The following is a 17,101-nucleotide window of genomic DNA, read 5'->3' as shown; positions in this document are numbered from 1 at the left end:
GACGTGAGAAGGAAGCGGAAGGAACGCGTCGCCCGGCCCGGGGGTCAGGGGCGGGTACCGGCCGCGGAGGGGGTGGCGGAGCGCGCCGGGCCCGCCGATGGCTCCACGGTGCGCGGGCGTGGGGTGCGGGTCGGGGGCCGGGGTTCTGTCGGGGTTGCCGAGGGGGCGGCGGAGGGTGAGGCCGTGGCGGCCGGCGGGCGGGTGGGGACGGTCGTCGTACCCGCCGAAGGGCGAGGGGTGACACTCACGGGAGCCGACTCGGCCGGGGTCGGTGAGACCGCGGGGCTGCTCGCGGGGGCGAGCGGGACCGTCGGGGAGGCGGGGTCGTGGTGGGTGGTGCGCAGCAACGGCACGGCCAGGAGGGCCGCGACCGCGCAGGTCGCGCCGGCTCCGGCGGCAGCGCGCAGGACACGGCGGCGGGCCGCGCCACGGCGGATCTCCTCGAACCGGCCGGGCGGCGGGGCGAGATGCTCCGAGGGCGGCCGCATGAGGACGGCGAGCGGGTCGTCGGGGTCGAAGACCGGACCGTCGTCACTGTATGTGATCAAGGCTTCTCCTCAGATGGGCGCGGAGCAGTTCGCGGGCCGCGTGCAGGTCGGCCTTGACGGTTCCTTCCTTGCGCCCGGTCAGCACGGCCACCTCCCGGATCGGCATGTCAGCGTAGTAGTGCAGGAGGGTCGGTATGCGCAGTCGTTCGGGAAGCGCCTGGACCAGCAGACGGACCGAGGGGTCGGTCTGCTCGGTGGGCGGGCGGACGGACGCCTCCACGGTGGCGCGCCGCACCGCCCTGCGCTCGCGCTCCAGCTTGCGCCAGTGGTCCCGGACGATGTTGGCGGCCGTGACGTAGAGGAAGCCTCGGGGCTCCGAGACGGATGTCCAGCGGGCCCAGAGACGGGTGAACGCCTCCGAGGCGATCTCGTGGGCGGTCTCGTCGTCGTCGACCAGACGACGGCACCAGCCGGCCAGGCGGGGGTAGAGAGCGGCGAACAGCTCTGCTGCCGCCTTCTCGCGGGACCGTTTCAACGCACTCCATGGGGGATGGGGGCGCGCCCCTCGGCGCGCCCCTCGTCACGTCAGGGGGCGCGCGGGGCGCCCGTGGGGAAGACCCCGGGCCGGTGGCGTCCGTTCCATCGACCCGGGGTCGGGGCGGGCGCGGGCCGGTCAGTGGCTCGCGGGGTTCAGCACGGCGAAGACGATCACGTTGTCGAGGTAGCCGTCGCCGGTGCGGGGTCCGCCGCACGTGATGAGCCGCAGCTCGGGCCGGTCGACGTCGCCGTAGACCGCCTTCGTCGGAAAGGCGCTCTTGGCGACGGTCCGTACCGAGGTGACGGTGAACTCGGCCGATCTGCCGTTCTCCAGGCGCACCGTGATCCCGTCGCCGCGGCGCAGCCGGTCGAGGTGGCGGAAGACGCCGTCCCCGTAGGCGCCGACCGTGACATGGCCGAGGATCACCGCCGGACCCGTCTGGCCCGGCGTCGGAGAGTGCTGGTACCAGCCCGCCTGGTCGTGCGCGGTGATCGGGGGCACCTGCACGCTGCCGTCCTGTGCCAGCCCGAGCCGCATGACCGGCGTGTCGACGCCGATCTCGGGGATCCGCAGCCGCGCCGGTACCGAACGGCCAAGGGCATGCGGCTCGTTCGCCGGGTCCGCGGAGGACCCGGCGGACATGGGCGTGCCGCTGGGGCGGGTGGCCGACGCTCCGTCGCCGCCGTGGCCGGCGCAGCTCACGAGCAGCGTGGCCAGTGCCGCGGTGACGAACGCGCGCCTGGAGAGGTGAGTCATGCCCTGCTCGCCCGTCGGCGGCGCACGAGGAAGGCCGCCGCGCCGCCGACCGCGAGGGCGCCGGCGGCACCGCCGCCGATCAGCATGCCGTCCGGGCCGGAGCCGTCGGAGCCGGTGGTCACACCGGTGTCGGGGGCGCCACTCGGTACGACACCGACCTGGCCCCGCCCCTCGCTCGGGGAGGCGGTCGGCACGGGGGTGGCCGCTCGGCCGGGCACCCGGGTGGGGACCGCGCTCGGCTCCGCACCGGCCGGCGCGCTCGGCCGGGCCGACGGCTCGGACGTGGCGGAGGGGCGGGGGGTCGCAGACGCGCTGGCCCCGTGGGCGAACGCGGGCACCGTGCTCGCCAGCACGGCGACGCACGCGGCCGCCGTGGCGCTGAGGACTGTTCGGCGCATGAATCGCTCTCTTTCGTCGGCCGGCCCGGCCGGGCGGCCGGGCAGACTGTGTGATGGGTCGAGCCGAGAGACGAGACAGGATCACCACGAGTTGTAAAGAGTCGGCAAAGTCGGGCCGGGTGCAGGCTGCGGGCACGGTCGGTCGCCGCGTCGGCGAGTCGCTTGCGTCGGCGGTCAGCCGGCGACGTGGAGAGTCGTGGCGATCCATGCGTAGGGGACTGGGACACTCGGGGTGTCCTCGTGGGATGTCCCGTTGATGGTGGCCACCAGCGACAGGTACCTGCCGTGGGTGCCGGCGAACCGGGACGCGGTGTGCGCGGCGCGCTGCTGGAGTGCCTGTCGGTGGAGGTCTGCGGCGAGCAGGAGGTTCGCGGCCAGCCGGCGCCGCAGCCCGGGGGTGTCCCGCTGTCCGGCGACCTCGGCGAGCCAGGCCGCGTAGCGGTCGCCGATGTCCTGGGCCTGCGGACAGGCCGCGGGCAACCCGGCCCGGTATGCCGCCTGGGCGTCCCGGATGATCGCCGTCCCCCTGTCGATCGAGCCCAGTACCGGCGGCGTCGCCATGAGGCGTCCCTGGTCCGTGGCGTGGGTCTCGTGCAGGTACGCACGGACCGAGCGGCGGAAGTCGTCGTCCTGGACCAGGTCGGCCAACTCGATCCAGGCTTCGAGCTGTTCCGTGGTGGGCTCCGCCGGCAGATGCGGTCGCACGGCCCGTAGCCGGCCCGCGAAGGCGGCAGGGACGTCGAGGCCGTCGGTGATGTCGTTCCAGAACTCGTCGATGAGGCGGTCGCGGTCGTCGTCGGACGGGGACGCCGGCTTGTGCATGAGATTCCTCTCCTCGGTCGGGCTGTCGTCGTCACGGGCCGGCGACCTCCTCGCGCACCCGCGAAGCCCTCCGCCGCCGACGCGTCGGACAGGTGGGCCGGCGTCTCATGCCGCTCGGCGCCGGACGGACGACGTCGTGGCCGGCGGCCCGCGCAACACCCTGATCCTGCAGAACCGCCGGGACAACGCCACCCCGCGGGAAAGCGGCCTAGGGCTGCGCAAGGCCCTCGGCGACGGCTCCGCCTTCGTCGGCGCCGACAACGGCGGGCACTACGTCTACCACGAAGGCTCCGCCTGCGCCGACAAGGCCACCGGCGGCTTCCTGGCCACCGGCCACCTGCCGGCCAGGGACGTCTACTGCACCGACGTCACACGGAAGCGACCCGCCGGAACGCGGTGTTCCCCACAACGGGCTGGTCGGGCCTCCCTGTTCTGCACGGCCGGCTGCCCGGCAGGTGGCCGTACGGCATCCCGCGACACCGCGGACCGGGCCCCCTCGGCCCGGTCCCGCACCGCATCCGATCTCAGGACGCCCGCGGCGTCCGCGTCCCCGTCGCGGGGCTGCGAACGCCGGGGCGCAGTGCCGTTCGAGTCCGGCGATCCGGCCCTGGCCGCCGCGCTCGGGCCAGCCGGCGGTGGCGGTGTCGGGGCAGGCCGGAGCGGTGGCCACGATCACCTGCCCACGCAGGTGCTTCTTCAGGTGGACGGCCCGCAGACTGGGGCTCGTGGGGATCAGCCGGGCAAAGGCGAGACCGCGCCCGCTCGGAGATTCCCGCCGCGTCGGCCACCTGATCGCCGTCGTTTCCTCGCCCCCCTTCCAGGAAGAGCTCCAGTGTGACGCCGCAACAGGTCGTCGGGACCGCCTTGCGCCGCAGACAACCGGTCACGCGACCGCGCGTCCCGCACACTCCCCAGGAATGGCCAAGAGGCCGTGCCGGATCACTCCAGCACGGCCTCCGACCTGCGTCTTCCGCACGTCGGGACGACAGGATTTGAACCTGCGACCCCTTGACCCCCAGTCAAGTGCGCTACCAAGCTGCGCCACGTCCCGTTGCCCGCTTGACCTGGGGTTTCCCCGGCCGAAACGCGCAGGGAAACCATACCGCACTCGGCCCGGTGATCGCGCCCGGCTTTCCTGTTGACCTCAAGTTTGGTTGAGGTTGCACGATCGACGGCATGACGATCACAGCGGACTACGGCCGTACGTACGGCTACGACGATCTGACCGGGCTGATGAGCCTGATGACCGGCGACGAGAAGCACGGACCGGCGGCCACCTCCACGCTCGACGTGCTGTGGGTGCTCTACGACCGGGTGCTGCGGGTGACACCGCGGCGGCGGGACGACCCGGCCCGGGACCGGTTCCTGCTGAGCAAGGGGCACGGGCCGATGGCGTACTACGCGGTGCTGGCCGCGAAGGGGTTCGTGCCGGTCGACTGGCTGCCCGGCTTCGGCTCCTACGACTCCCCGCTCGGGCACCACCCCGACCGGGTACTGGTGCCGGGGGCCGAGATCGCCAGCGGCTCGCTCGGCCACGGGCTGCCCATCGCCGTGGGCAACGCGCTGGGGCTGCGGGCGCAGGGGCTGCACGACCCGGCGGTCTGGGTGCTGATCGGCGACGCCGAGCTGGACGAGGGCAGCAACCACGAGGCGATCGCCTTCGCCGGGCCCGCCGGGCTGGAGCGGCTGCACACGGTCGTGGTCGACAACTCCTCCGCCAGCCATGCCCGGCCCGGCGGGATCGCCGCCCGGTTCGAGGCCGCGGGCTGGTCCGCGGTGACCGCCGACGGACGCGACCACGCGGCCCTGTACGCCGCGTTCACCGCGCCGCACCCCGGGCGGCCGCACGTGGTCGTGGCCCGGGTCGAGCCGAAGGCCCGGGCCGCCTGATGGCCGGCCCCCGTCCCGCCGCATCCGCACCGGACCCCGACCTCCACTCCGACTGGAAAGGCTCCTTCGTCATGGAGACCATGCGTGACCGCTTCGCCCCCGTCGTCTCCCGGATGCTGGACGAGGATCCGCGGATCGCGGTCGTCCTCGCCGAGATCGGCAAGGACGGCTTCCACGAGGCCATGGCCCGGCATCCCGACCGGGTGATCAACGTCGGCATCCGGGAACAACTGCTGGTCGGGGCGGCGGCCGGGCTGGCGCTGACCGGGCTGCGGCCGGTCGTGCACACCTTCGCCAGCTTCCTGGTGGAGCGGCCGTTCGAACAGGTCAAACTGGATCTGGGGCACCAGGACGCGGGCGCGGTGCTGGTCAGCGCGGCGGCCTCGTTCGACTGGCCGGCGGGCGGCTACACGCACATGTCGCCCGGGGACGTGGCGCTCCTCGACACCCTGGACGGCTGGACCGTGCATGTACCCGGCCATCCGGACGAGGCCGAGACCCTGCTGCACCACGCGGTCGCCGCGGGCGACGACAAGGTGTACGTGCGGCTCTCCGTGCAGTCGAACCGGCGGGGGCGGATCACCGACGGACGGCACCTCGTCACGGTCCGCGAGGGCCGCTCCGGGGTCGTCGTGGCCGTCGGTCCGACGCTGGACGCCGTCCTCGCCGCCACCGAGGGACTGGACGTGACGGTGCTGTACGCGACGACCGTACGGCCCTTCGACGCGGCGGGCCTGCGCCGGGCCACGGACGCGGCGGGTACCGACGTGGTCCTGGTCGAGCCGTACCTCGCGGGCACCTCGACGGCCGCGGTGAACGAGGCCCTGTGCGAGGCGCCGCACCGGGTGCTCGGCCTGGGCGTGGGGCGCCGTGAGCTGCGCCGCTACGGGACGATCGAGGAGCACGTGGCCGCGCACGGACTGGACGCGCGCAGTGTGCGCGAGCGGATCCGCGCGTTCGTGGGGCCGGCGGCGAACGTGGCCGCCGGGGTGTGAACCGGTGCCGCTGCGGGGGTGGCTCGGGGAGGCGGCGCGCACGGGATGTGCCGGCGTGGGGGATCAGGGGGCGCTTTCGCCGGTGGGGTGCCGGGCGCGCTGGGTGGTGGGTCAGTGCGCGGGTACGGTCGCGTCGGCCCGGACCAGGTCGCGTACCGCCGGGATCGCCAGCAGTGCCGTGGCCACCGCCAGGCTGGTCGCGGCGGAGACCAGCAGGACGTGGTCGGCGCCGAGGGCCCCGGCCGCCGGGCCGGCGAGGGCCTGGCCGACCGGCATCATGGCGAGGGAGCCGGCGACGTCGTAGGCGTGGATGCGGTTGAGGACGTCGGCCGGGACCTGGGTCTGCACGCTCGTCGCCCACATCACGCCCCAGAAGGACATGCCGGCGCCGGCGACGGCCGCCCCGGCCGCCATCGCCGGTACGCCGAGGCCCGCGCCGACGGTCGCCGGGAAGCCGAAGAACGCGAACAGGGCGAGCGCCCCCGCGCGGAGCATGCGGCGCGGGCGCAGCCGCAGGGCCAGTACGCCGCCGACGACGGTGCCGGCGCCGAGAGCCGAGTTGACCAGACCGTAGGCGCGTGGGCCGTGGTGCTGGACGACCTCCGTGGCCACGAGAGGGACGGTCGGACCCCAGACGGCGATCATGTACAGGCACCAGACGGCGATGACGCCCCACAGCCAGCCGCGGGACCTGAACTCCCGCCAGCCCTGCGCCAGATCGGCGCGGAAGGCGCGCGTCCCGCGGCCGGCGGCCGGCCGGGCGCCCTCGGGCAGCGGGGGCAGCCGGAGCAGCAGCAGGCACAGGGCGCTGGCCGCGTAGGTCGCGGCGTGCGCGGCGAAGACACCGCCGGGTGAGGCGAAGCCGACCAGGAGGCCGGCGACGGCCGGTCCGGCGAGCTGGGCCGCGGACTCGGCGATGCGGATGGCGCCGTTCGCGCCCTGGATGTCGGCGGCCAGCCGGGGCACCGTACTGGCCACACCGGGCTGGAAGACCGCTCCCGCGACACCGTTGACGAACCCGATGGCGCAGATCTGCCACAGCACCACGTGCCCGGCGAAGAACAGCCCCGCGGCGAGGGACTGGGTGCCGAGCCGGACCAGGTCGGCGCCGATCATCAGCCGGCGGGTGCTGAACCGGTCGGCGATGACACCGCCGAAGACGACGAGTCCGGCGAACGCGGCCGCCGTCGAGGCCATGGCGAGACCGACCGCGCCCGCGCCGTACCCGTGTTCCAGCAGGCCGGCGGCGAGGGCCACGGGCAGCATGGTGTCGCCGAGCCGGGCGACGGCCCGGGCCGCGAAGAACAGGGCGAAGTTCCGCGACCAGACGGCCGGGCCGCCGCTCTTGCTCCGCTGTGTCACCCAAGTCACCCGACTGCCCCAAGTCCCCGGCCTCCCGCGTGGGTTGCGGCTGGTGGTGTCGTCGTGCCGTGCGTCCGTGCCCGTCATGGCGGATGCGCCCCCTTCCCGCCGACCCGGCCGGCAGCCCGCGCCGCGCGGGATCATGCCACGCCGGGCCCGCGCGCGCCGGTCATTTCACTCCGCGGGCGGGCGGCCCAACGCGGGGTGGGCGTCGAGGAGTCGGGGCGGGGCGGCCTGCCGCCAGGAGTCGGCGAGGATGTCGCGCAGCTCGTCCTCGTCCTCCAGCGCGGCGAGTCTCGCTCTCACCCAGGCGAACTGGGCCTCGTGGCCGGCGACCCAGAACTTCTCCGGCTCGGCCAGCACCAGTTCGTCACGCTCCTCCTTGGGGCAGCGCACGGCGATGGACGTCTCCTCCTCGGGGAGGGTCGCGAACATCTTCCCCGCCACCCGGAAGGTGGGCATGGACCAGGCGGTCTTCTCCGTGGTGTCCGGCAGGGACAGGGCGATACGGCGTACGTCTTCTGCGTCCGGCATGCTTCGCACCGTAGCCCCTGCCACTGACAGTCACCCTCCCGGCCGCTCGTCCCCGAGCCGTTTGAAGTACAGCGTCGTCGGCCGCAGCTCGCCCGCCGGGCTGAGCGCGTAGTCGGGGATGACGCCGGCGCGGGTCCAGCCGGCCGTGCGGTAGAGGTGCTCGGCCGGGCTGCCGGTCTCGGTGTCGAGGTGGAGCAGGGTGATGCCGGCGGCGGCCGCGGCCTCCTCGGCCGTGGTGAGGAGGCGGCGGCCGAGTCCCTGCCCGCGCGCGGTGCGGTGCACCATCAGCTTCACCAGCTCCGCCCGGTGGCGGCTGTTCTGCTTGTCGGGGAAGGCGAGGCTGACGGTGCCCGTGACGCGGCCGGTGTCGGCCACGGCCGCCCATACGGCGAGCCGGCCCGCCGCCGTCGCCCGCGCACGCTCGCGCCACCACGCGGCGGCCTCCGCGCGCCCGAGCGGGGCGAGGAATCCGACCGAGGCGCCGCCCGCCACCACGTCGGCCAGCAGGTCCGCCAGCTCGTCGGCCCGCTCCCCCAGGCGGTCCGCGTCCCAGCGTTGCGTCCTCACGGCCGCACCACCACCAGCGCGTACCGCGTCTGCTCCGCTCCGGCACAGCGGAACCGGGTCGGGCCGGCCACGCGCATCCGCAGGCAGTCGCCGGTGGCCAGGTGGTGCGCCTGTTCGCCGACGGTCACTTCCAGGGCGCCGTCGAGCACCCACAGGTGCTGCTCCAGGCCGGTCACGGGCGGGCGGTCGTAGGCGATGTCGGCGCCCGGGGCGAGCCGGCCCTCGACGAGTTCGCCGCGCAGGCCCGGGTGCGGCGGCGAGACGGAGCGCCGGACGAACCCCGAGGCGGGGTCCTGCCACAGCAGCTGGTCGGCGGCCCGCACCAGCGCGGCCGGCTCGGCCTCGACCTCGCTGAGCAGCTGGGACATGGTGCGGCCGTAGACATGGCAGAGCCGGTTCAGCAGCGCGGCGGTGGGGCTGGTCTCGGCGCGTTCGGCGCGCGAGAGGGTCGACCGGCTCACCCCGCTGAGCTCGGCCAACTCCCCCAGGGACCAACCGTGTTGGGCGCGCAGCTCGGCCAGCCGGGTGCCGAGCCGGGCGTCGAGGGGATCCCCCGGGATTCCGTTGTCGCCTCTCATGTCCGGGACGCTATCCCGGATATGAGACGACCGCGTTACGGAAGGCTCACCTCCCGTTCGCCGCTTCGGCTCACTCCCCCAGCGCCGCCCGCCCCAGCGCCTCCAGCACCGGGCGGATCAGCGGGTGTCCCTCGGCGCCGCGTCGTACGGCGGCGAAGACGCGGCGGGTCGGGGCCACGCCGTCGACGGGGCGGACCACGACGCCGGTGAGGTCCATGCCGTTCAGCGCGGAGCGCGGTACGAGCGCCACGCCCGCGTCCGCCGAGGCGAGCGCGACAACCGCGCGGAAGTCGTCCGAGGAATGCTCCAGACGGGGCTGGAAGCCGGCGCTCTCGCAGGCGAGGACGACCACGTCGTGGCAGGGGTTGCCGGGGTACGGCCCGATCCAGGGGTCCTTGGCCAGCTCGGCGAGGGGGACCTCGGCGGCGTCCGCGAGGCGGTGGCCGACGGGTACGACCGCGTCGAACGGTTCGGCGTAGAGCGGGACATGGGTGAGCCGGGGGTCGTCGGCGGGCGGGGCTCCCCGGTACTCCACGGCCACCGCCACGTCGACCTGCCGGTCGAGCACCATGGGCAGGCTCGCGTCGCCCTCGGCGTCCTGGACGCGGATGCGGATGCCGGGCGCGCGGTGGGCGAGCCGGGCCACGGCCGGGGCCACGACCTGAGCGATGCCGGTCGCGAAGGCGGCCACGGTGACCGTGCCCGCCTCGCCCGAGCCGTAGGCCGCGAGTTCCGCCTCGGCCCGCTCCAGCTGGGCGAGTACGGCGTTGGTGTGGCTGAGCAGGATCTCGCCGGCCGGGGTGAGCCGTACCCCCTTGGCGCCGCGCTCGACCAGGCGGTGGCCGGTCTCCTGCTCCAGGGCCGTCAGCTGCTGGGAGACGGCCGAGGGGGTGAGATAGAGCGCGGCGGCTGCCGCGGTGACCGTGCGGTGGTCGGCCACCGCACGGAGGATGTGGAGCCGCCGTGCCTCGATCATGGGCTCAATTATCCCCATACGTCGTGTGTGGTCAGGCCGCCAGTTCCGCTCGGGCGGCGACGAACGCGTCCACCGCGCGGTTGACGTCCTGCGTTGAGTGCGCGGCGGACAGCTGGACGCGGATGCGGGCCTGGCCCTGCGGGACGACGGGGTAGGAGAAGCCGATCACGTACACGCCGCGCTCCAGCAGCAGCTCGGCCATGCGGCCCGCCTGCGCCGCGTCGCCGATCATGACGGGGGCGATGGCGTGGTCGCCGGGGAGGATGTCGAAGCCCTCATTCGTCATCCGGCGGCGGAAGAGCGCGGTGTTCTCGTTCAGCCGCACGCGCAGGTCGTCCGCCGATTCCAGCAGGTCGAGCACCTTCAGGGAGGCGGCCGCGATCACCGGGGCGAGGGTGTTGGAGAACAGGTACGGCCGGGAGCGCTGGCGCAGCAGGGCGACGATCTCGGCGCGGGCGGCGACATAGCCGCCGGAGGCGCCGCCGAGGGCCTTGCCGAGGGTGCCGGTGATGATGTCGACGCGGTCCATGACGCCGTGCAGCTCGGGGGTGCCGCGGCCGGTGGGGCCGACGAAGCCGACGGCGTGCGAGTCGTCGACCATCACCATGGCGTCGTAGCGGTCGGCGAGGTCGCAGATCTCGGCGAGCGGGGCGACGTAGCCGTCCATGGAGAAGACGCCGTCGGTGACGATCAGCTTGCGCCGCGCGCCGCCCTCGGTCGCCTCCTTGAGCCTGGCCTCCAGGTCGGTGAGGTCGCGGTTGGCGTAGCGGAAGCGGCGGGCCTTGGACAGGCGGATGCCGTCGATGATGGAGGCGTGGTTGAGGGCGTCGGAGATCACCGCGTCCTCCTCGCCGAGCAGCGTCTCGAAGACACCGCCGTTGGCGTCGAAGCAGGAGGAGTACAGGATCGTGTCCTCCTGGCCGAGGAAGGCGGAAAGGCGCGCCTCCAGTTCCTTGTGCACCTCCTGGGTGCCGCAGATGAAGCGGACGGAGGCCATGCCGTAGCCCCAGCGGTCCAGGGCCTGGTGGGCGGCGGCGATCACCTCGGGGTGGTCGGCGAGGCCGAGGTAGTTGTTGGCGCAGAAGTTGAGGACCTCGCCGGGGCGGCCGCCGGCGGTGACGCCGACGGTCGCGGACTGCGGGGTGCCGATGACCCGCTCGGGCTTGTGCAGTCCGGCGGCGCGGATCTCGTCGAGGGTGGCGCGCAGGTCGTCGCGGACGGTGTCGAACATGGGGAAGCTCCTGAAAGTGCTCGCGCTGAGGGGGAGGTACGTGTCTTACGCGGTCCAGTCGAGGATGACCTTGCCGCCCTTGCCGCTCGCGGCGTCGGCGAAGGCCGCCTCGAAGTCGCGGTAGCCGTAGCGGCCGGTGATCACGGGGGCGAGGTCCAGGCCGCCCTCCAGCAGCACCGACATCGCGTACCAGGTCTCGAACATCTCGCGGCCGTAGATGCCCTTGATGGTGATCATCGAGGTGACGATCCGGGACCAGTCGACCGCGAACTCCTCGGACGGCAGGCCGAGCATGGCGATCCGGCCGCCGTGCGTCATGTTGGCGATCATGTCCCGCATAGCCTCGGGGCGGCCGGACATCTCCAGGCCGATGTCGAAGCCCTCACGCAGGCCCAGCTCGCGCTGGCCGTCGGCGATGGGGGACCGCGCGACGTTCAGGGCGAGGCTGACCCCTATCTTGCGGGCCAGCTCCAGGCGCTCCTCGCTGACGTCGGTGATGACGACGTTGCGGGCGCCGGCGTGCCGGGCGACGGCGGCGGCCATGAGGCCGATCGGTCCGGCGCCGGTGATCAGGACGTCCTCGCCGACCAGCGGGAAGGACAGGGCGGTGTGCACGGCGTTGCCGAACGGGTCGAAGATCGCGGCGACGTCGAGGTCGACGGGGACGCGGTGCACCCAGACGTTGGACGCGGGCAGGGCGACGTACTCGGCGAACGCGCCGTCGCGGCCGACCCCGAGGCCGATGGTGGCCCGGCACAGATGGCGGCGGCCGGCCAGGCAGTTGCGGCACTTTCCGCACACCAGATGGCCCTCGCCGCTGACCCGGTCCCCTATGCGGATGTCGGTCACGTCCCGGCCGGTCTCGACGACCTGCCCGACGAACTCGTGCCCGACCGTGAGCGGGGTGCGGATCGCCTGCTGCGCCCAGCCGTCCCAGGCCCGGATGTGCAGGTCGGTGCCGCAGATACCGGTCCGCATGACCTTGATCAGTACGTCCCCCGGGCCGATCTCGGGCTCCGGGACGTCCGTCAGCCAGAGTCCCGGCTCCGCCTTCTCCTTGACCAGCGCCTTCACGCGTGCGGCTCCTGTTGGGTGAGGTCCCGGCCCGCGGGCAGACGTGAGGAGCCCGCACCGGGTCAGAGGGGTGGAATCACCCTGCAATCTGCCGTATGCGCGGGCCGCGGGTCCATCGAGCTTTTCTTAACCGCCGCCTCAGCTTTCCTTCACGCCTGAGGGTTTCCCGCACGCCGGTCGGGGCCGGTGCGCGGCCTGTCGGGCTCGGCGGGCCGGTCCGCCGCCCCGGCGGGCCGCCCGCGGGGGCCGCCCGTCCGTCGGCGCAGGTCACCCGTCCGGCAGGGCGGAGATCACCCGTCCGGCTCAGAGCGGCAGCCCGTCCTGGGCGCTGCGTTCGAGGCGTACGACGAGGTCGGCGGCGAGCGCCTTGATGGTCTCCAGGCCGGCCCTCCCCCACACGCGGGGCTCGATGTCGGCCGCGCACACGGTGCCGAGCGCCATGCCGGAGCTGTCGATGAGCGGGGCGCCGAGGTAGGAGCGGATGCCGTAGGCGTCGACGACCGGGTTGCCGGCGAAGCGCGGGTAGTCGCGGACGTCGTCCAGCACCAGTGCCTTGTGTCGGACCACCACATGGGGGCAGAAGCCATGGTCGCGGGGCAGAAGCCGGCCGACCTCGGCCCTGGTGCCGTCCTCCCGGACGACCGGGGCGACGGCGGGGGCGCTCAGGCCGGCGAAGAACTGGTGCTCCTCGCCGACGAAGTTGACCATGGCGTACGGCGCGCCGGTGAGCCGGGCGAGATGGTCCGCGAAGGAGTCGAGCGCCGGGTCGGGGCGGTCCGCGAGCCCGAGTCGGCGCAGCCGGTGGACGCGGGCGGGGGCTTCTCTGTCCTCGGGGGTGAGCAGCAGACCCCGGACCGGCCGGGGCGGCTCGTAGCTCATGGCCGGGCTCCGTGCCGTACTCCTGGGCGCGCCTCCGGCCGGGGTTCGGGCCGGGCTTTGGCACTGTGGGCGTACCTCATACAGGAACTCCGTGGGCAGTAGGGCGGGATCACATGTGGGCGCCATGGCTCGGCGCGGTCGCCGGAGCGTGGGCGAGCAGGTGGCGTACGAGGGTGAGCAGGGTCTGCACGCCGGAGCTGGAGATGCGGGCGTCGCAGCGGACGACGGGGATCCCGGGGTCCAGGTCGATGGCGGCGCGGACCTCCTCGGGGTCGTAGCGGTAGGACCCGTCGAACTCGTTGATCGCGACGATGAAGCCGAGCCCGCGCTCCTCGAAGAAGTCCACGGCGGCGAAGCAGTCCTCCAGGCGCCGGGTGTCGGCGAGGATCACCGCGCCGAGCGCGCCCTCCGACAGCTCGTCCCACATGAACCAGAAGCGCTCCTGCCCCGGTGTGCCGAACAGGTAGAGCACATGGTCCTGATCGAGGGTGATCCGGCCGAAGTCCATGGCGACCGTGGTCTCCATCTTGTTCTCGATGCCGTCGAGGCTGTCCGTGCCGACGCTGACCGTGGTGAGCAGCTCCTCCGTACTGAGCGGGGCGATCTCGCTGACCGCGCCCACGAAGGTCGTCTTGCCGACCCCGAACCCGCCCGCGACCAGGATCTTCAGCGCGGTCGGGAACGGGTCAGAGCTGTCGTCGTAGTCCATCGAGCACTGCCTCCAGCAGAGACCGGTCAGTGGGTGTGTGGTGGAAGACGGGGGGCTTGGTGGTCAGCGCCCCGCAGTCGACGAGGTCCGAGAGCAGCACCTTGGTGACCACCGCGGGCAGCTTCAGCTGCGCGGCGACCTCGGCGACCGAGACGGGTGCGCGGCACAGGTCCAGCGCCTGGGCGTGCTCGGGGCCGAGGTAGCCGAGTGGGGCGACGCCCGTGGCCCTCACCTGCGACATCAGGTCGAGGGCGACGCTGGGCTCGGTGCGTCCGTTGCTGACCGTGAACGGGCGCACGAGGCGTCCGGCCGCGTCGTCCAGCCAGGGCCCGTCGCCGGCTGCGGCCACGTTCAAGGCCTCGTCGCCGCGGAGTCGACGGGGTGCTGGCGGGGCGCGGTCACCAGGTAGGGGCGCACGCTCTTGACGAGCATCGCCATCTCGTAGCCGAGCACGGCGGCGTCGGCCTCGCGTCCGGCGAGCACGGCGAGACAGGTCCCGGAGCCGGCGGTGGTGACGAACAGCAGGGTCGAGTCGAGTTCGACGACGACCTGGCGGACGTCGCCGCCGTCGCCGAACCGGACGCCCGCGCTGCGGCCGAGGGAGTACAGGCCCGAGGCCAGGGCCGCCATGTGGTCGGCGCTGTCGATGTCGAGGCCGTGCACGGACTTCACCAGTCCGTCACAGGACAGGAGCACCGCGCTGGTGGTGTGCGGTACGCGCTGCACGAGGCCGCTCAGCAGCCAGTCGAGGTCGGATGCATGGGCGGTCGGCGCATCGCTGGCCATGGTGGATCGACTCCTTGGGGGTACGAAGGTCTGCGCAAGCGCGGGCAGTTGAGGGGGGAAGGGGACGATGGGGCGCAGGGGGTGCGGTGCGCGGGGTCAGCCGGCCGGTGCGCTCCCGTCGGGCCGGCCGGCACCCTGGGCACCGTCGACTCCGGGCGCGGGGCCGTGCCCTTGGGGTATGGGCGCCGGGCCCAGGTGCTCGGCCCCGTTCATGGGTACGGGCTCCATGGGTGCGGCCGACGTACTGTGGCTGTGCTCCATGTGCCCGAGGTGCTCGACGTGTTCGAGGTGCTCCATGTGCTGCTGCGCCTCGGCGAGTCCGATCCCGCGCTGGAAGGCGGCCATCAGCCCGGGGTCGTGCCCCGGCACGGTGTCGGCGTCCTGGCGGGGTGCCGGACCGCCGCGCAGCTGGGGAACGATGTGCTCCTGGGCGCGGCGGCGGGGCAGTTGGGGCTTGCCCATGGTGCCGCGCACGGTGCCGACGCGCGGGGTGGGCAGGACGCCCGCGTGCGCCTCGACGGCGGACCGGTCCCCGGCGCTGATGCCGGGCAGCGCCGCGGCCGGGGTGGGCCGGTCCTGCCGTGCACCCCGCACGGGCAGCGGCGCCGGGGCACCGGCAACGCGCCCGCCACGAGCGGCCTCGGCAGCGGGCTGACCGGGGCCGGGCTGACCCGGGCCGGTACCGGTCGCGGGTCCGTGCCCGGTTGCGGTCCCGCTGCCGGTCGCCGTGCCGGATTCGGTTTCGGTTCGTGCGGGGCGGCTGTGGTCGAAGCCGGCGCCGGCGACGGTGGGACCGGCTTCGGAGTCCGCTGCTGTCCCGGCACCGAAACCCGCTTGCGAGCCGGACTGCGCCGCGGCGCCCGAGCGGGTCCCCACGGCGGTCTCCTCGCCGCCGCGTGCCGCGGTTTCGGCGCCGCGCGGGGCGGGACCACGCTGGGCGTGCCGGCGTCGTCCGGTGCCGGGGGCCGGCGCGGCGTCGGGCTGTGCACCGGCGGCCCCGGTCCCCGGTCGGTCTCCCGCCGGCTGCGGGGAGGCGGGCGCGGAGGCCTGCGCCCGGGCGTCCGCTCGCCCGGCGGCGACGGGCGAGTGGGGTCCCGTCCGTGGCGGGGCGGCGGTGCCGACCGCCTCCCGCGCCCGGGGCGGTGCCTGGGCCGTGGCCGTCGTCGGTTCGCCGGGGATCCGGGCCGCCGAGCCCAACAGGGCCTGCGGGACGACGAGTACGGCCTGGACACCGCCGTAGATGTTCGTCTGCAGGCGCACCTGGATGCCGTGCCGGCGGGCGAGCTGGGAGACGACGTAGAGGCCGATGCGGCCGTCGGCCAGCAGGCTGGCGACGTTGACCTGGTCGGGGTCGGCGAGCAGGGCGTTCATCCGGTCCTGCTCGCCGACGGGCATGCCGAGGCCGCGGTCCTCGACCTCCACGGCGAGCCCGGAGGTGACGAGGGTGGCGCGCAGCAGCACCTGGGTGTGCGGGGCGGAGAACACCGAGGCGTTCTCGATGAGTTCGGCGAGCAGGTGGATGACGTCGGCGACGGCGTGGCCGCGCAGTTCGCCGTCGATCGGCGGCACCAGTTTGACCCGGGAGTACTGCTCGACCTCGGCGATGGCGGAGCGCAGCACCTCGGTCATGCTCACGGGGTTGCTCCACTGCCGCCGGGAGACGGCGCCGCCGAGCACGGCGAGGTTCTCGGCGTGCCGCCGGATGCGCGTGGCCAGGTGGTCCACGTGGAACAGGCCCTTGAGCAGGTCGGGGTCCTCGATCTCGTTCTCCAGCTCGTCGAGGATCGAGATCTCCCGGTGCACGAGGGACTGGAGCCGGCGGGCGAGGTTGACGAAGACCTCCAGCTTCTGCTCGCTGCCCGCCTGGCTGGAGAGCTGCGCGGCGCGCACGACGGCGGTGACGGCGCCGTCGTGCGCGCGGGCGAGGTCGGCCGCGAGCAGCTCGAAGTCGTCGGCGTCGGCGGGCGGCCGGCGCCGTGCGGAGCGCTGCGGCGGGGCCTCGCCCTGGCGCAGCGCGTCGACCAGCGCGTGCAGATCGGCCTCGCCGCGTGCCGCGGTGCGGCGCAGGGCCTCGACGCGGTCGGCGACCGAGCGGGCGGCGCGGTCGGCGGCCACGGCGGCGATGAGGACCCCGGCGACGGCCACGGTGACCGCCCCGGCGAGCACGGCCCACAGGACGGGGCCGGTGCGGACACCGGTGGAGCGGATGCTGAACAAGACCGCGGCGGTGGCGCTGAGGGCGACCGCGACGGGCGGCAGTACGGCGAGCCGCATGAGCTGGGGCCGTATGTGCGTTTCGGGCAGTGCGGGAGCGGTTCGGGCGCCCGGCCGCCCGTGCCGCCCGCCCTCCCGGCGGTCGGCGCGCGTGGCCGGTGCTCGGAGGTGAGACATCTGCGTCCTCGTACTGGTCCGTCGGGCCTGTCCTCGCGGGCTGCGCGAGGCGGGCATGCGTCATCGCGGCGTCGACCGACGGAACCGGGGAATCCGTCCCCACGCCGACCGACGGACACTCACAGTA

Annotated in this window: 20 protein-coding genes and 1 tRNA gene; 3 read left to right on the top strand and 18 right to left on the bottom strand. The window is 74.0% G+C overall.

Annotation, left to right across the window (positions count from 1 at the left end):
• Nucleotides 1–44: 44 nt before the first annotated feature.
• The 5 genes from ACZ60X_RS37680 to ACZ60X_RS37660 all read right to left on the bottom strand — a co-directional run bounded on the left by ACZ60X_RS37680 (nucleotide 45) and on the right by ACZ60X_RS37660 (nucleotide 3,002).
• Nucleotides 45–548: a hypothetical protein gene (locus ACZ60X_RS37680; RefSeq protein WP_469608709.1), complete on the bottom strand. Its 504-nt coding sequence runs from the start codon at nucleotides 546–548 to the stop codon at nucleotides 45–47.
• Nucleotides 532–1,023: an RNA polymerase sigma factor gene (locus tag ACZ60X_RS37675; protein ID WP_469608706.1), complete on the bottom strand. Its 492-nt coding sequence runs from the start codon at nucleotides 1,021–1,023 to the stop codon at nucleotides 532–534. The genes ACZ60X_RS37680 and ACZ60X_RS37675 overlap by 17 nt, the downstream gene beginning before the upstream one ends.
• A 138-nt stretch (nucleotides 1,024–1,161) precedes the next feature.
• A complete protein-coding gene (locus ACZ60X_RS37670) occupies nucleotides 1,162–1,782 on the bottom strand; it encodes a class F sortase (protein WP_469608703.1) in 621 nt (206 codons plus the stop codon).
• Nucleotides 1,779–2,180, bottom strand: coding sequence for a sortase-dependent protein (locus tag ACZ60X_RS37665; protein WP_469608700.1), 402 nt, complete (start codon nucleotides 2,178–2,180; stop codon nucleotides 1,779–1,781). Before ACZ60X_RS37665 ends, ACZ60X_RS37670 begins: the two co-directional genes overlap by 4 nt.
• A 174-nt stretch (nucleotides 2,181–2,354) precedes the next feature.
• On the bottom strand, nucleotides 2,355–3,002 hold the full coding sequence (locus ACZ60X_RS37660; RefSeq protein ID WP_469608697.1) for a hypothetical protein: 648 nt from the start codon (nucleotides 3,000–3,002) through the stop codon (nucleotides 2,355–2,357).
• On the opposite strand from ACZ60X_RS37660, the gene ACZ60X_RS37655 reads away from it, so the two are divergent.
• On the top strand, nucleotides 2,935–3,840 hold the full coding sequence (locus ACZ60X_RS37655; RefSeq protein ID WP_469608694.1) for an alpha/beta hydrolase: 906 nt from the start codon (nucleotides 2,935–2,937) through the stop codon (nucleotides 3,838–3,840). The two genes, ACZ60X_RS37660 and ACZ60X_RS37655, sit on opposite strands and share 68 nt — an antisense overlap.
• A gap of 139 nt (nucleotides 3,841–3,979) precedes the next feature.
• Here the strand turns inward: ACZ60X_RS37655 and ACZ60X_RS37650 are convergent.
• Nucleotides 3,980–4,053: transfer RNA gene (locus ACZ60X_RS37650), tRNA-Pro, on the bottom strand.
• 125 nt (nucleotides 4,054–4,178) lie between these two features.
• On the opposite strand from ACZ60X_RS37650, the gene ACZ60X_RS37645 reads away from it, so the two are divergent.
• Both ACZ60X_RS37645 and ACZ60X_RS37640 read left to right on the top strand, forming a co-directional pair.
• Nucleotides 4,179–4,892, top strand: coding sequence for a transketolase (locus ACZ60X_RS37645; RefSeq protein WP_469608690.1), 714 nt, complete (start codon nucleotides 4,179–4,181; stop codon nucleotides 4,890–4,892).
• 71 nt (nucleotides 4,893–4,963) lie between these two features.
• Nucleotides 4,964–5,887 (top strand): transketolase family protein, encoded by a 924-nt coding sequence (locus tag ACZ60X_RS37640; protein WP_469608688.1) that lies wholly within the window; start codon nucleotides 4,964–4,966, stop codon nucleotides 5,885–5,887.
• A 111-nt stretch (nucleotides 5,888–5,998) separates the two neighbouring features.
• Here the strand turns inward: ACZ60X_RS37640 and ACZ60X_RS37635 are convergent, their stop codons facing one another.
• The 12 genes from ACZ60X_RS37635 to ACZ60X_RS37580 all read right to left on the bottom strand — a co-directional run bounded on the left by ACZ60X_RS37635 (nucleotide 5,999) and on the right by ACZ60X_RS37580 (nucleotide 16,974).
• Entirely contained in the window at nucleotides 5,999–7,336 is a 1,338-nt protein-coding gene (locus ACZ60X_RS37635; protein WP_469608686.1) for an MFS transporter, read from the bottom strand.
• Between the two features lie 87 nt (nucleotides 7,337–7,423).
• Nucleotides 7,424–7,783, bottom strand: a complete 360-nt coding sequence (locus tag ACZ60X_RS37630) for an MmcQ/YjbR family DNA-binding protein (RefSeq protein WP_469608683.1) — start codon at nucleotides 7,781–7,783, stop codon at nucleotides 7,424–7,426.
• A gap of 30 nt (nucleotides 7,784–7,813) precedes the next feature.
• Nucleotides 7,814–8,350: a GNAT family N-acetyltransferase gene (locus tag ACZ60X_RS37625; RefSeq protein WP_469608680.1), complete on the bottom strand. Its 537-nt coding sequence runs from the start codon at nucleotides 8,348–8,350 to the stop codon at nucleotides 7,814–7,816.
• Nucleotides 8,347–8,928 (bottom strand): helix-turn-helix domain-containing protein, encoded by a 582-nt coding sequence (locus tag ACZ60X_RS37620; protein WP_469608677.1) that lies wholly within the window; start codon nucleotides 8,926–8,928, stop codon nucleotides 8,347–8,349. Before ACZ60X_RS37620 ends, ACZ60X_RS37625 begins: the two co-directional genes overlap by 4 nt.
• 70 nt (nucleotides 8,929–8,998) lie before the next feature.
• Nucleotides 8,999–9,904 (bottom strand): LysR substrate-binding domain-containing protein, encoded by a 906-nt coding sequence (locus tag ACZ60X_RS37615; protein WP_469608674.1) that lies wholly within the window; start codon nucleotides 9,902–9,904, stop codon nucleotides 8,999–9,001.
• 31 nt (nucleotides 9,905–9,935) lie between these two features.
• Entirely contained in the window at nucleotides 9,936–11,135 is a 1,200-nt protein-coding gene (locus ACZ60X_RS37610) for a glycine C-acetyltransferase (RefSeq protein WP_469608671.1), read from the bottom strand.
• 45 nt (nucleotides 11,136–11,180) lie between these two features.
• Complete coding sequence (tdh, locus tag ACZ60X_RS37605) at nucleotides 11,181–12,209, bottom strand: L-threonine 3-dehydrogenase (RefSeq protein ID WP_469608667.1); 1,029 nt, start codon at nucleotides 12,207–12,209, stop codon at nucleotides 11,181–11,183.
• A 303-nt stretch (nucleotides 12,210–12,512) separates the two neighbouring features.
• Entirely contained in the window at nucleotides 12,513–13,088 is a 576-nt protein-coding gene (locus ACZ60X_RS37600) for a GAF domain-containing protein (RefSeq protein ID WP_469608665.1), read from the bottom strand.
• 109 nt (nucleotides 13,089–13,197) lie between these two features.
• Nucleotides 13,198–13,797, bottom strand: a complete 600-nt coding sequence (locus ACZ60X_RS37595; RefSeq protein WP_469608663.1) for a GTP-binding protein — start codon at nucleotides 13,795–13,797, stop codon at nucleotides 13,198–13,200.
• Nucleotides 13,775–14,146 (bottom strand): DUF742 domain-containing protein, encoded by a 372-nt coding sequence (locus ACZ60X_RS37590; protein WP_469608661.1) that lies wholly within the window; start codon nucleotides 14,144–14,146, stop codon nucleotides 13,775–13,777. Before ACZ60X_RS37590 ends, ACZ60X_RS37595 begins: the two co-directional genes overlap by 23 nt.
• Nucleotides 14,147–14,148: 2 nt before the next feature.
• Nucleotides 14,149–14,583, bottom strand: a complete 435-nt coding sequence (locus tag ACZ60X_RS37585) for a roadblock/LC7 domain-containing protein (RefSeq protein WP_067053810.1) — start codon at nucleotides 14,581–14,583, stop codon at nucleotides 14,149–14,151.
• A gap of 96 nt (nucleotides 14,584–14,679) precedes the next feature.
• Nucleotides 14,680–16,974 carry a sensor histidine kinase gene (locus tag ACZ60X_RS37580; RefSeq protein WP_469608657.1) on the bottom strand — a complete coding sequence of 765 codons (2,295 nt, stop codon included), beginning with the start codon at nucleotides 16,972–16,974 and terminating at the stop codon, nucleotides 14,680–14,682.
• Between the last annotated feature and the right edge of the window lie 127 nt (nucleotides 16,975–17,101).

This window comes from Streptomyces sp. NPDC104106, from assembly GCF_055584345.1.
Note: the sequence above shows the minus strand (reverse complement) of the source record. Positions and strands in the feature narration are given on the sequence as shown.